Origin of the sequence: Weizmannia sp. CD-2023, assembly GCF_036225245.1 — a bacterium.
In the GTDB taxonomy this organism is placed as follows: Bacteria; Bacillota; Bacilli; order Bacillales; family Bacillaceae_C; genus Weizmannia; species Weizmannia faecalis.
In genome coordinates this window covers 1-13,619 of record NZ_JARTJQ010000127.1, presented here as the reverse complement: position 1 = coordinate 13,619, position 13,619 = coordinate 1, and the positions used below count along the sequence as shown (strand labels likewise).

Here is a 13,619-nt window from a genome sequence, read left to right as displayed (position 1 = left end):
GATCCGGTCAGCTACCGCGATCCACGGACGGTTGGCGCGATAGAAGCGCTGACGTCCAAATATTCAAAGCAATTCATCTATAAAAAGACCGGCATCCAGTTTCTTGAATTGAACACGCTGTACCAACTGTATGCCGAAGATAAAAATCTTTTGGAAAAAGCGGATAAAATTCTGCTCATCCCGGATTACATCGGGTATGTGCTGACGGGAAAGGCCGTTTCTGAAGTGACAAATTCTTCCACAACACAGATGCTGAACTTGCGTGACAAATTATTCGATAAAGACTTGCTCAACCATGTCCATGTCAGTGCCGATAAATTTGCCAAACTGGCCGATGCCGGCACGATTTTGGGCGCAATCAAATCGGAGTGGTACAAAAAATACGATCTTCCGGCATGCCAGGTTGTCACGGTTGCAACCCATGATACCGCCTCCGCTGTCCTCGGTACGCCGGCAGAAGGCGATTCCTGGGCATTCTTAAGCAGCGGGACATGGTCGTTGCTCGGCATGGAATTGAATGTGCCTGTCACAAGCGAGGAAGCATTCAGGGAAAATTACACAAACGAGTGGGGCGCATATGGCACTTACCGCTTTTTGAAAAACATTATGGGCATGTGGATCATCCAGGAAATTGCCCGGCATTACGACTACCGTTATACCTATGCCGAAATGGCGGAACAGGCCGGAAAATGCAAACCGTTTGCGCAATTTGTTCATGTCAACGACCCGCGCTTTAACAATCCGGAAAACATGGTGAAAGAAATTCAAGATTACTGCAGGGAAACCGGCCAGGCGGTTCCGGAATCGATCGGGGAATTGACAAACTGCATTTACAGCAGTCTGGCGCTCTGTTACGCAGTCGAGCTGGAAAAACTCGCCGCGATCACGGGACGGCCCATTGACCGCCTGTACATTGTCGGAGGCGGCAGCAATGTAAGCCTTTTGAACCAGCTGACCGCAAATCTCGCAAATGTCGAAGTCTCAGCCGGCCCCCAGGAAGCAACCGCTATCGGCAATCTCCTTGTGCAAATGATCGCCAAAGGGGACATTCGGGACATCCGTGAAGGAAGAAAAATCGTCCGGCAGTCGTTTGCAATCAAATCTTACAAGCCGCAGCAGGGCAATTGGAAAGCGGTAATCGACCGTTACAAAAAGGCCTTGCTTGAAACGGCAAAATGAAAGGGAGCGGAAAAGAATGGGAAAAAAAGAAGAGATCATCCGAAATTATGAAACTGCAAAACAGCGGTATGCGGAAATCGGTGTGGATACAGATGCGGCGCTTGAAAAATTGCAAAAGATTAAAATCTCGCTGCACTGCTGGCAGGGTGACGATGTCCGCGGCTTTTTAAATCCGGATAGCGACCTGACCGGCGGCATTATGGCAACCGGTAACTACCCAGGGGCGGCACACACGCCTTCCGAGCTGCGCAAAGACCTGGAAAAAGCATTCTCTCTGATACCGGGTAAGCATAAATTGAATCTGCATGCCATTTATGCGGACACGGATGAAAAAATTGACCTTGACACCATTGAACCAAAACATTTTGCTTCGTGGGTGGACTGGGCAAAAGAACAGGGGCTCGGCCTTGATTTTAACCCGACATTTTTCTCGCATCCGATGTATAAAGACGGTTTTACGCTCGCCTCCCCTGACAAAGCCGTGCGGGATTTCTGGGTGGAACACGGGAAAAGGACGCGGAAAATTGCCGAGTATTTTGGAAAAGAAACAGGGCAAACGAGCATCAACAATTTCTGGATTCCGGACGGTTATAAAGACAATCCGATAGATACGCTCGGACCGCGCCGGCGTTTAATGGAAGCGCTCGATGAAATTTTTGCGGAACCGCTCAATCCGGCTTATACGGAAGATGCGGTGGAAAGCAAATTGTTCGGCCTCGGCGCAGAAGCCTATACAGTCGGTTCCCATGAGTTTTATATGGGCTATGGTATTTCAAGAAACAAACTGGTCTGCCTTGACGCCGGCCACTTCCATCCGACAGAAGTGATTTCCAATAAACTAAGCGCCCTTTCTCTCTTCAGCAAAGGGCTTATGCTCCATGTCAGCCGCCCAGTGCGCTGGGACAGTGACCATGTCGTCATCATGGATGATGAACTGGCGGCAATCGGCAGGGAACTTGTCCGCAACGACTTGCTTGAGAAAACGAATATCGGCCTTGATTTCTTTGATGCCACCATTAACCGGGTTGCAGCCTGGGTAGTGGGCGCCCGCAACACACAAAAAGCTTTGCTGAAAGCGCTGCTTGAACCGACAGATTTCTTAAAACAAAAAGAATTGGAAGGCGATTTTACCACCCGCCTCGTCTATACAGAGGAACTGAAAGACTTCCCGTACGGCGATGTTTGGCACTATTTCTGCGAAGCAAACGGGGTGCCGGCCGGGCTTGGCTGGCTGGAAGAAGTCCAAAAGTATGAAAAAGATACGTTGCTTGTAAGGGCGTAAACAAGGAAGGGGAAGCACATGGCAAACATAAAGACGAAATTGAATATCATTGAAGCACCTTTTACACAGGAAATGATGAAAACAACCGCCAATTTGTACCGGCTTGGCTGGGACGAACGGAACGGCGGGAATATCAGCTATCTTCTCAAAGAAGAAGAAGTGGCGCCGTATCTCGATGTGAACGCCGTTATCCGGGCCATCCCGGTCAAATTCGACGCAAGGGCGCTTGCCGGCAAATATTTTATTGTCACCGGTTCTGGAAAATATTTTAAAAATGTGGCCAACAACCCTGCTGAAAACCTCGGTTTGATCCGTGTCGCACAGGACGGGCAAAATGTTGAATTGCTTTGGGGGCTTGAAGGGGGCGGAATGCCGACAAGCGAGCTGCCGTCCCATTTTATGAGCCATATCGCAAGGCTTGAGGTTGACCCGGAAAACCGGATTGTCATGCACAACCATGCGACCCATTTGCTCGCGATGACATTTACCCATCCGCTTGATGAAAAAGCTTTGACGCGCACGCTTTGGCAAATGTGCACGGAATGCCTCGTCGTATTTCCGGAAGGTGTCGGCATCATTCCGTGGATCGTGCCGGGCACCAATGAAATCGGTGAAGCGACGGCAGCGAAAATGAAAGACTATCGCCTCGTCATTTGGCCGCATCACGGCATTTACGGTGCCGGCCGCACGATGGATGAGACATTCGGCCTGATTGAAACAGCAGAAAAAGCGGCACAGGTTTACACCTATGTCCAGGCACAGGGCGGCATCAAACAAACGATTACCGACCGGCAGCTGAAAGACTTGGCCGATGCGTTTGGGGTCGTGCCGCGGGAAGGATTTTTGGGAGAATAAAGGATGGAATGGCGCATGCGACCTCTTAAAAATGTTGACATTCCGCAATCGCTTGATAAACTCGGTGTCAAAGAAGAAGATATCCCGAACCTCGCAAAAGATGCGTATGCCGATGTGTGCACGGGTGGCAACCCGCGTGATACAAGTGTCGAAGAAATCGAAGGCTTGTACAAATCCATGCTGCATGATCCGGTTGTGAAAGCTTAAGGCTGAAAAACGGATGACCCTGGGAAATGGGTCATTCGTTTTTTTCATCATATTATCGTATTATAGTAGTAACGTTATTTTTTGGAGAAGGGAGTTTCCAAGTTGAAAATTGCTTTTATTGCCCATGATAAAAAGAAAAAGGAAATTGTAAACTTTGCGGTTGCCTATGAGCCGGTATTCGCCGACCATGAATTGTACTCGACCGGCACAACCGGCAAGAGGATTATGGAAAAAACAAATTTGAACATTACCCGCTTCAATTCCGGCCCGCTCGGCGGCGACCAGGAAATCGGCGCAATGATTGCCAAAAATGAAATGGATCTCGTTTTCTTTTTCCGTGATCCACTCACGGCCCAGCCGCACGAACCGGACATTACCGCTTTACTCCGCCTTTGCGATGTCTATTCGATTCCACTTGCCACCAACATGGGTACGGCCGAACTGCTTGTCCAGGGCTTAATGCGCGGCGATTTAAACTGGCGCAACCTCGTGCATGAGAAGGAGAAGAAGAACAGGGGGGAATAAGAATTTCCACCATATTTCATACTTCGGTTTACCGGAAAAAACGATTAGCACAGACATTTTGCAGCCCCCCTGGTTTCATACCCCGGGGGCATTTTCGTTTTCACTTCAGCCCAAACATGGTAAGATGGAAAAGCGCAAATTTTTGCTTTCTGGGGTGGAAAAAAATGGACAAGGCGGAAATGCGAAGAGAAATGATCGGCTGGTTAAAGCGGTTGGATCTTAACGAAAAGCAGGCCATCGAAGAAAAACTGCAACAAATTTTGTTTTCATCCGATATATGGAAAATATCCGGAACGGTTGGCGTGACGGTCTCCCAACATTTCGAATGGGATACGCGGCGGATCATTGAAACCGGGTGGGCGCAGGGAAAAACGATTTGTGTGCCAAAATGCGTGCCAAAAGAAAAAGCGCTCGTCTTTTACCAGCTGGATGATTTCACACAATTGAAAAAAAGCTTTTTTAACCTGCTTGAGCCGGAACCGGAAGAAACGGTAAAAATTGAAAAGCAGGCCATCGATCTGCTCATTGTTCCAGGCCTTGTTTTTGACAAAAAAGGCTTTCGCATCGGTTTTGGCGGCGGTTATTATGACCGATTTCTTGCCGGTTTTCCCAATCAGACCGTGTCTTTGATTCACTCGTGCCAATTGAAGGCGCATGTCCCTAGCGAATCTTATGATATTCCGGTGCGGCAAATCGTGACAGAATCCGGAATGTTGAAAGTGAATGGAGGGGTTTCATGAAGAGTAGAACGTTTGTCATGATTAGCATTGTCTTGGCAATGCTTGTGTCATCGATTGACGCAACGATTATGAATACCACGATGCCCGTCATTGCAAAAGAACTCGGCCGCTTTGACTTGTACGCATGGGCATTTGCTTCCTATATGATCACCAGTACGATTTTATCACCGGTTGCAGGCCGGTTGTCTGACTTGTTCGGAAGGAAGAAAGTGTTCGGGTTCGGGATCGTGCTTTTTTTCGCCGGATCGCTTTTATGCGGCATGTCCTCCGGGATGATTGAACTTATCGTCTTTCGGGCTATTCAGGGCATTGGGGCAGGTTTCATGGTCCCGTTTCCGGCCATTATCGCAGGAGACCTGTTTTCTGTTGAAAACCGCGGGAAAATCCAGGCATTGTTTACCGGTATGTGGGGATTATCCGCTGTCCTGGCGCCGCTTTTAGGCTCGTTTTTTGTAACGTATTTATCGTGGAGATGGATTTTCTTTGTAAACCTGCCTGTCTGTCTCATCTCATTTTTAACGCTTTTGCCTTATAACGAGCATTATGCGCCAAAAAAAGCGCGTGTCGATTACATAGGCGCTGCATTATTTGCCGTTGCGATCACACTCCTGCTTTTGGTCACGGTCGTACACCGCAATTACTTGTTGTTTGCAGCAACCGGAATCATCTTTCTTCTCCTTTTTTATTTTTATGAAAAAAGGCAGGATTCCCCGATTGTGCCGCTTTCGATGTTTAAAAATAAGACATTTGCCCGGATGAATGTCAACTCCTTTATTGGGACAGTGGCGTTGTTCGGTGCTTCCAGCTATGTGCCGCTGTTTTTGCAGAAAGTAACAGGGCTGTCACTGCTCATGAGCGGGGTTGCGCTGCTTGGGTCGTCGATCGGCTGGATGGCCGCTGCAGTCCCTGCCGGAAAATGGATATTGCGGTATGGCTACCGGAGGCTGTTATTAATCGGGAACGGACTTTTGCTTGTTTCGGGTGTATGTTGGATCTTTTTAAATCCGGGCCACGGGTTTTGGTACGTTTTTCTCGTTATGATTGTCCATGGCGCTGCGTTCGGGTTGCTTTCGACGGTCGGGATTATCGGTTCCCAGCAAATGGTGAGCGCCCACGAAAAAGGGATCGCCACTTCGTTTTTTATGTTTTGCCGGAACATGGGAACTGCGATCGGGGTGACCGTAATGGGCGCCTTTCTGACAAGCGGGTCCACCTACATGCAGGGCATTCACCATTTATTCCTGTTCGGCTTTTGCGGCAGCATTTTGGCCCTTTTAACTTCTTTTCTGATTCATAATGATGCGAGTGAAAGCGGAAAAACAGCAGCAAATCAATAAGGCTTATCCCGGGCTTGGCAAGGACTCTGACAGTGCTGGCAAAATTTTATAAAATGCAGGCCAGAAGCCGGTTCTTTCGCAGATCCATGATTTTATCATATTGAGGCGGAGTGCTGACAAACCTTAAAAAAACCCGTTTTAGCTTATCAGGCTAAAACGGGTTTTTTGCTCCTCAGTCGGGGGAGTCTGTTTCTTTTTTTAATTGCATTTTCCTTTGCTGGTCCTGCGGTTTTTCAAATACCCCAACGGTTCGAACGGTAAAGGAAAGGGCAAATCCGATGACTGCCAGGATGAGCGTGAACATAAAACCGTACTGGACGCCGTTTGTTAATGCTGCTGCGGCATGTTGTCCGCCGGCTCCTGTATAAGCGTGTTCACCTGCAGCCAACAATGTGGCAGACAAGGCAGTGGCAATGGCGCCGCTCACTTGCTGGGCGGTATTCATAATTGCGCTGCCGTCAGGGGACATTTCTCTTGGCAATGCATTCAGCCCGTTCGTTTGTGCCGGGAACATAACAAGCGGCGCGCCGATCATGAGCAAAAGATTCGCTGCAATCACGAAAAGAAAAGAAGATGTTGTTTGGACACAGATAAACATTGCACCCGCTGCGATGCAGATCAGAAAGCCGATTCTGACAAGCCATTTTGCGCCGTATATATCATAAAACTTGCCCGAGATAGCTGACACAATCCCGTTTACAATGCCCCCTGGCAAAAGAAGGATGCCGGTAAGCGCGACAGCTACCAGTTTTCCGCTCTGCCAGTACATCGGCAGCAAAAGCATAGACGACATGATAATACTGAAGACAATCATAATCATCAGCGTGCCAATAGTGAACATTTTATGCTGGAAGGCACGCACATTCAGCATCGGTTTTTCCATTCGTAATTGCCGGATGGAAAAAATCACGAGAGCCGCAATACCGATTGCAAGGGCTACAATGACTTTTGCATTTCCCCAGCCTGAATCCCCCGCTGAACTGAAGCCGAAAACAATTCCGCCGAAACCGATCGTGGACAGCACGATAGAGAGCACATCGATTTTTGGCCGGGTGACTTCATTTACATTTTTACAAAAGATGGCGGAAATGATCAGGGCAGCAACCAAAAACGGCAGCATGACCCAGAAAATCCACTGCCATGTGAGTTTGCCCAAAATGAACCCAGCAGCAGTTGGGCCAATTGCCGGCGCAAACATAATGACAAGCCCGACAACGCCGAGTGCCGCGCCTCTTTTATGCGGCGGAAAAATCGTCATGACCGTATTAAAGATGAGCGGGATGAGAATGCCGGTTGCGATTCCCTGAACGAGCCTGCCGATGAGTAAAAAGGTGAAGGTGTGGGACACGGCTGAAATGAGCGTGCCAATAATAAATGCGCTTAATGCACTTAGCAGCAGCTGCCTTGTTGTAAACCATCTGATCATTAACCCAGATACTGGCACCAGCACGCCGACAACAAGCAAATATCCGGTTGTAAGCCATTGGACGGTGGAAGCTGTAATGTGCAGATCTTTCATCAATGAAGTTAATGCAATATTTAAGGCTGTTTCGCTGAACATGCCGATAAAGCCGCCAATTAAAAGCCCAAGCATAATTGGAAATTTTTTATAATCACTTTGCAATGGTAAAAATCTCCCCTTTATTTTTAAATAGACCGGTCAGTATAATTTGGAGAAAAAAGAACATCAAATGTTCTTTATTATTTTTGGGATTTGTTCTGCAACTAATTGAAAATAGGAAGCGTCCTTGTATGTGATCGACATCGTCATCGCGCCTTCGATTAAGATATGAAACAAAACAGCGGTTTGCCTTGCGCTTTCCTTTGTGTAGCCTTTTTTCATCAGATAATCGGTATCGGTTGCGATCCATTCCTCATACGCATTTTTGCACGCTTCCCTGATATTTTCGTTAAGGTTCGCACTTTCCGAAGCGAGCAGGCCGATCCGGAAGTCCGGCTGATCGCCAAATACTTTTTCAGCGACATGTAAAAGTTGCGCCTGCATGGCTTCAATCGGATCGTCGCAACCGGCAAGCAACTGCTCCAGTTCCTGCCTTACTTCAACCTTGACGCTGTCAATTGCGGCAATTGCAATTTCTTCTTTCCCGTTTGGAAAATGGTAATATAAAGAGCCTTTCGGTGCGCCGCTTTCCTCAATGATTTGATTGATGCCGGTCGCATGGTAGCCCTGCACCTGGAAAAGCTTTTTTGCCGCCTGGATAATTGCTTCTCTTTTACTCTTTGCCATCTTTTCTCTCCTTTTTTGTACAGAACGGTCTAACGAAAAATATATCATTGATTGACTTTATTGTCAAACAGCCGTTTTTTTTAAAATAGCTCTGTTAAACATTTATGTTGATATTTACTAAAATCAAACATTCTTCCTATAATAACAGTAAGGAACAGGTCAGCGTTTTGGTTGCGAGGGATCGTCAAAACAAACCTTCTTTAACGTGATGAGGGTCGTATTTTAACCAAGCAATTGGTTCCAAGGTCTCCGTTACGAATCCCCTTTTTACAGACGCCTGGAGAGCTTTCAAAGCCTATGCAAAAGAAAAAGGAATCGAACATTACCCGTTCAAATCCTGTGGAAAGGAACGGGTAAAAGGGCTTTACCATATTCAAAATGTTAATAACTATTACAGCCGCTTAAAGGGTTGGATGAACCGATTCAATGGCGTGGTAACCAAGTACCGCGACCATTATTTGAGCTGTTTTTGTATTTGAATACGATCCGCCCCCGAACGATTATACAACTGTATGTAGGCAGATTGTCGACAGCTGCTTATTTCCGACAATGGCGACTTATGATAAATTGAGGTTATCTATATTCAGAGCTTCATAAGCATTATTCAACTTTTGGGGCAGTCATGTTAAAGAGGGTAGGTATTTAGGCTTGTGCTAGAAAAATTCTTTTTCAGAATGGGAAGGTGCCAAAATGAATATTGCAGAAGAAATCGTAATTTCTCCATTAAAGGATGAATTAATTGAGGACATCAATAAAACAAATGATTATTTCAACGTGTTTGGTAAGGTTGTACCCAGTCTTCAATCAGGAAAATGGTCTTTTGAAGAGATTCTATTTGATGAAACTAAAGAAATTCGTTTCCCAGATGATAAACTGGATTGGAGCCGTTATATAAACCGTGAAGATAAAGCTCTATTTTTAGCTTATAAGAATCATAATTGCATTGGGCAAATTAGAATAATTAAGGATTGGAATCGCTTCTGTTATATTGAAAATATCGCTACAAAAAAAGAATTTAGAGGATATGGAATCGGGAAGTTGCTTTTAACTAAAGCGGAAGAATGGGCAAAAAAAAGAAAACTTATCGGAATGTCTTTAGAAACGCAAGATGATAATCTTGGAGCGTGCAGGTTTTATGTGAAACAAGGATTCATACTAGGTGGAGTTGACACATTGAAACAGTCATATAATCCAAATATAGAAACCACTTTGTATTGGTATAAGTTATTCAAATAACGGGTGCTAATCTTCAATATGAATCTAAAACAGGGATCCCACATCGGGTCCTTGTTTTATGATCATTTATCCACAATATTATTTAACATAGCTTTTAAAATAAACCGGAAAAAAGTTTCCTTTTCAAGTATAATCAAGATAAGAAAATAAACAAAAAATGACGGAGTGGTTGGATGAAAGAAATGAAACTCGGTTTATGGGCTAAATACATACTGCTAGCGGTTGTGGCCGTCCTTTTTGTGAAATATTTCAGCACGATTCTGGGGGCGCTAGGGGCGATTTGGCATGTTGCCTTTCCGCTTTTGCTCGGGGCTGCGATTGCCTATGTGCTCAATATTTTAATGAAAAAAGTGGAACGCGTTTATTTTCCGAACGCGCAAAACAAATTTATCCGCGCAACGCGGAGGGGCGTCAGCATTCTTTTTTCATTTGTGGTCATTTTTGGCATTGTTTCCATCCTGGTTTTGATCATTGTGCCGCAATTGATCCAGGCTTTTACGGTATTGATTGATGCCATTCCGCGTGTTTACACGAAAAGTCTGGACTATTTCCAGTCAAACAGCGTCAAGTACTCCAGCCTCGGAAAATTCATTTCAAGCCTGCAGGTCGATCTGGATGCGGTCACAAAAAAATTGACCGTATCCCTTTCAAAAGTGGTGACCGGCATTTTGAATTCGACGTTTTCCATTGCCGGCGCCTTAACAAGCGGTGTAATGAACTTGATCATTGCCATTATTTTTGCCATCTATATTTTAGCGGCAAAAGAGAAGCTGGCTGTTCAGGCAAATCAAGTGGTTCGTGCTTTTTTGAAAAAGCAGACGGCGGACAGATTGTACTACGTGCTCGGAGTGGCAAATCAGACTTTTTCAAGCTTTATTGTTGGGCAATGCGTGGAGGCGGTCATTTTAGGAAGTCTATGTACGCTTGGCATGTTTCTTTTCCAGTTTCCGTATGCTGCGATGGTCGGTGCTTTCATTAGTGCAACGGCTCTGATCCCGGTTGTCGGTGCCTATTTGGGGGCGGCATTCGGTGCCTTTATGATTTTAACAGTAGATCCGATGCAGGCAGTATTCTTTTTGATTTTCATTGTTGTGCTGCAGCAAGTGGAAGGCAACATCATCTATCCGCGGGTAGTCGGTTCGTCGATCGGGTTGCCGGGTTTATGGGTCTTGGCGGCGGTCATCATCGGGGGCGGCCTTGGCGGCGTTGTTGGTATGCTTTTCGGTGTGCCGGTTGCCGCGACATTGTATAAGCTGCTGAGCGACCAAGTGCAGAAACGGCTACAGACACCATCGGGAATAGAGGAAACAAACAGGGGCGGGGATATATAGAGGCGAATAATATTGCCTCTCGAAAAAGAACATCCGGGAACAACAGGAAGGAGAGCGCAAAATGAAATTGATCGCGATTGATTTTGACGGGACATTATTATCTGATGACGGAACAATTAGCGAAGAAAATGCCGGAGCGATTCGGGAAGTACAAGAGCAGGGGAATATCGTTGTCGCCTGTTCAGGGCGTTCGCTTCATGATACGCGGCATATTCTGAAAAAAGCAGGCCTTGATTGCCCGGTGATAACGGGAAATGGTGCCGTCATTTACGATTCGGATCAATGCATTTTAAAGCTTGTGATGCCGGATAAAGTACTGGACGACTTGCTTCCGGAACTGGAAGCGCAAGGATACTATTACGAGTTATATACTAACCAGGGCGTGTATTTGCTGGAAAAAGGGAGAAAGCGCCTTGAATCGGAAATGCATTCCTTGCACGAAAAAGATGAAACCTTTTCTTTGGAGTGGGCTGCCGGCCAAATTGAGCTCCAGATGCGGCAGTACGGGATTCATTATTTCCACCATTATGCTGAGTTGGATTTGCCGCATTTGGAGGTTTACAAAATTTTTGTACTGTCCTTTCATCCTGAACGGTTAAAGCAACTCCGCAGCTGGCTAAGCGGAAGACAAGATCTTTCCATGACCACATCGGGGCGCACGAAGTTGGAAATTGCCCATGCAGAAGTTAGCAAAGGCCATGCCCTTCAGTTTATGGCCCGCCATTTGAACATCCCGTTGGAAAATACGGTCGCAATTGGTGACAATTTTAACGATCTGTCCATGTTTGAAGTAGCCGGTATAAGTATTGCGATGGGAAACGCTGAAGAACAAGTGAAAGCGCGGAGCACCTATGTCACAAAGACCCATAACAAAAACGGCGTTGCCCATGCTCTGCGGACATACATATTGGGAAAATGATGGGGAATAAAACCAAAAAAGCGGTGGCTGTTTGCTGCCGATCTCCGCATTTTGCGGCAAGTTTTTTGGGCAAGTTACGGATTCATCCGAAAAAAATGAAGGTTCACAGCTCAAGTCCCCTTTTATTCCTCATCGAGCGTTTTTCTGATCGCCTGTTTTTTCTATCTTTATAAAAAGGAAATTATAGTTTCGTGTCGAATGTTATAAGTTGAATTTTAGTTTTTACATCGAGCCCGGGCACCACCCATTTGCACGATGATTTTTTACAGCAGGCAACAGAGCTGCTCATTCGTTCATTTTATATCGTTTACAATGCTATACTGTCCGGGAGAAGCCGGCTGTAGAGGAAAATCGCATCGATGAAATCATCGCATAGGATATTTTCAATGATAGACATCACCATGCTTTGTGAAAACGGGAGGTCTCTATTATGAATTTCGATGTCATTGTCGTCGGAGCGGGGCTGGCCGGCTTGGTTGCAACCGTAGAAATGGCAGAGGCCGGAAAAAAAGTGCTGCTCTTGGATCAAGAGCCGGAAACCAGTATCGGCGGCCAAGCGTGGTGGTCGTTTGGCGGGTTATTTTTAGTAAATTCTCCGGAGCAAAGGCGGCTGGGGATAAAAGATTCCAGGGAACTGGCGTGGCAAGACTGGATTGGCACTGCCGGATTTGACCGGGAGGACGATGAAGATTATTGGGGAAAAAAATGGGCCGAAGCTTACATCGATTTTGCGGCCGGCGAAAAAAGATCGTGGCTGCACAAAATGGGCGTGCGTTTTTTCCCGGTTGTCGGTTGGGCTGAACGGGGCGGACATTTAGCCACTGGACACGGCAATTCTGTTCCCCGCTTTCATATTGTGTGGGGAACCGGGCCGGCACTGGTGGCGCCTTTTGAGAAAAAAGTCCGGGAATATATGAAAGCCGGTTTGGTTCAATATTTGCCCCGCCATCGGGTCGATCATCTTTTAAAAGAAAATGGCACTGTTAGAGGGGTAGCCGGTTTTGTTTTGATTCCCAGCACAAAGGAGCGGGGAGAGGATACGGAAAGAGAGGTTATTGGCGATTTCGAATACCAGGCCGAAGCTGTATTAGTGGCGAGCGGGGGCATTGGCGGGAACTTTGATTTCGTTCGCAAAAATTGGCCGAAGCGGCTCGGAACGCCGCCTGCTCATATGTTATCGGGCGTTCCTGCGCATGTGGACGGCAGAATGCTTGGTATTACGGAAGAAGCGGGCGGGCGGATTGTGAATCGGGATCGGATGTGGCACTATACGGAAGGCATAAAAAATTGGAACCCGATTTGGTCCAACCATGGCATCCGTATTTTACCCGGGCCATCCTCCATCTGGCTTGATGCGGAAGGTAAACGCTTTCCTGTCCCTAATTTGCCGGGATTTGATACGCTCAGCACACTGGAAGCCATTCAAAAAACCGGTTATGACTATTCGTGGTTTATTTTAACGCAAAAAATCATAGAAAAAGAGTTTGCCCTGTCAGGATCGGAGCAAAATCCGGATCTTACCGGCAAAAGTATCCGGAAAGTGCTGGGCAGAGCTTTGCCTGGTGCGCCTGAACCCGTCCAGGCCTTCATGGATAAAGGAGAAGATTTTATCATTGCCCATAATCTAGAAGACCTTGTAAATGGAATGAACCGATTGACTGGTGAAAATCGATTACACTTTAAAGAAATTGAAGACCAAATAAAGGCGCGGGATCGGGAAATAGATCATAAATTTACAAAACTCAAGTTTCGGAGTAAAA

13 protein-coding genes and 1 pseudogene are annotated in these 13,619 nt (G+C 46.4%); 12 read left to right on the top strand and 2 right to left on the bottom strand.

What is annotated here, in order from left to right; all coding sequences use genetic code 11:
- The 7 genes from P9687_RS16470 to P9687_RS16440 form a co-directional block, all read left to right on the top strand.
- Window positions 1–1,179 (top strand): rhamnulokinase (locus P9687_RS16470; RefSeq protein ID WP_328228933.1); only part of this gene is annotated, 1,179 nt, incomplete at its 5' end.
- 16 nt (window positions 1,180–1,195) lie between these two features.
- Window positions 1,196–2,461 carry an L-rhamnose isomerase gene (gene rhaA / locus P9687_RS16465; RefSeq protein WP_061577751.1) on the top strand — a complete coding sequence of 422 codons (1,266 nt, stop codon included), beginning with the start codon at window positions 1,196–1,198 and terminating at the stop codon, window positions 2,459–2,461.
- An 18-nt stretch (window positions 2,462–2,479) separates the two neighbouring features.
- Window positions 2,480–3,316 (top strand): rhamnulose-1-phosphate aldolase, encoded by an 837-nt coding sequence (gene rhaD / locus P9687_RS16460; RefSeq protein WP_168985984.1) that lies wholly within the window; start codon window positions 2,480–2,482, stop codon window positions 3,314–3,316.
- Window positions 3,317–3,319: 3 nt separating this feature from the next.
- Window positions 3,320–3,523, top strand: a complete 204-nt coding sequence (locus P9687_RS16455; RefSeq protein WP_014095526.1) for an iron-containing alcohol dehydrogenase — start codon at window positions 3,320–3,322, stop codon at window positions 3,521–3,523.
- Window positions 3,524–3,625: 102 nt separating this feature from the next.
- On the top strand, window positions 3,626–4,048 hold the full coding sequence (gene mgsA, locus P9687_RS16450; protein ID WP_014095525.1) for a methylglyoxal synthase: 423 nt from the start codon (window positions 3,626–3,628) through the stop codon (window positions 4,046–4,048).
- 116 nt (window positions 4,049–4,164) lie between these two features.
- Window positions 4,165–4,788: a 5-formyltetrahydrofolate cyclo-ligase gene (locus P9687_RS16445; RefSeq protein WP_035189257.1), complete on the top strand. Its 624-nt coding sequence runs from the start codon at window positions 4,165–4,167 to the stop codon at window positions 4,786–4,788.
- Complete coding sequence (locus P9687_RS16440; RefSeq protein WP_061564830.1) at window positions 4,785–6,125, top strand: MFS transporter; 1,341 nt, start codon at window positions 4,785–4,787, stop codon at window positions 6,123–6,125. Before P9687_RS16445 ends, P9687_RS16440 begins: the two co-directional genes overlap by 4 nt.
- A 172-nt stretch (window positions 6,126–6,297) precedes the next feature.
- Here the strand turns inward: P9687_RS16440 and P9687_RS16435 are convergent, their stop codons facing one another.
- The gene (locus P9687_RS16435; protein WP_052123304.1) at window positions 6,298–7,719 is read right to left on the bottom strand and encodes a DHA2 family efflux MFS transporter permease subunit; all 1,422 of its coding nucleotides are present in this window, start codon (window positions 7,717–7,719) and stop codon (window positions 6,298–6,300) included.
- Between the two features lie 93 nt (window positions 7,720–7,812).
- Window positions 7,813–8,373, bottom strand: coding sequence for a TetR/AcrR family transcriptional regulator (locus P9687_RS16430; protein ID WP_014095521.1), 561 nt, complete (start codon window positions 8,371–8,373; stop codon window positions 7,813–7,815).
- 146 nt (window positions 8,374–8,519) lie between these two features.
- On the opposite strand from P9687_RS16430, the pseudogene P9687_RS16425 reads away from it, so the two are divergent.
- From P9687_RS16425 to P9687_RS16405, 5 genes and pseudogenes are all read left to right on the top strand, one after another.
- A pseudogene (locus P9687_RS16425) lies at window positions 8,520–8,970 on the top strand (IS1595 family transposase); the annotation flags it as partial.
- Window positions 8,971–9,063: 93 nt separating this feature from the next.
- A complete protein-coding gene (locus P9687_RS16420; protein WP_014095520.1) occupies window positions 9,064–9,609 on the top strand; it encodes a GNAT family N-acetyltransferase in 546 nt (181 codons plus the stop codon).
- A gap of 173 nt (window positions 9,610–9,782) precedes the next feature.
- Entirely contained in the window at window positions 9,783–10,940 is a 1,158-nt protein-coding gene (locus P9687_RS16415) for an AI-2E family transporter (protein WP_035189262.1), read from the top strand.
- A 61-nt stretch (window positions 10,941–11,001) separates the two neighbouring features.
- A complete protein-coding gene (locus tag P9687_RS16410) occupies window positions 11,002–11,859 on the top strand; it encodes a Cof-type HAD-IIB family hydrolase (protein ID WP_014095518.1) in 858 nt (285 codons plus the stop codon).
- Window positions 11,860–12,289: 430 nt separating this feature from the next.
- The coding region (locus P9687_RS16405) for an FAD-binding dehydrogenase (RefSeq protein WP_328228932.1) at window positions 12,290–13,619 on the top strand (1,330 nt) is incomplete at its 3' end.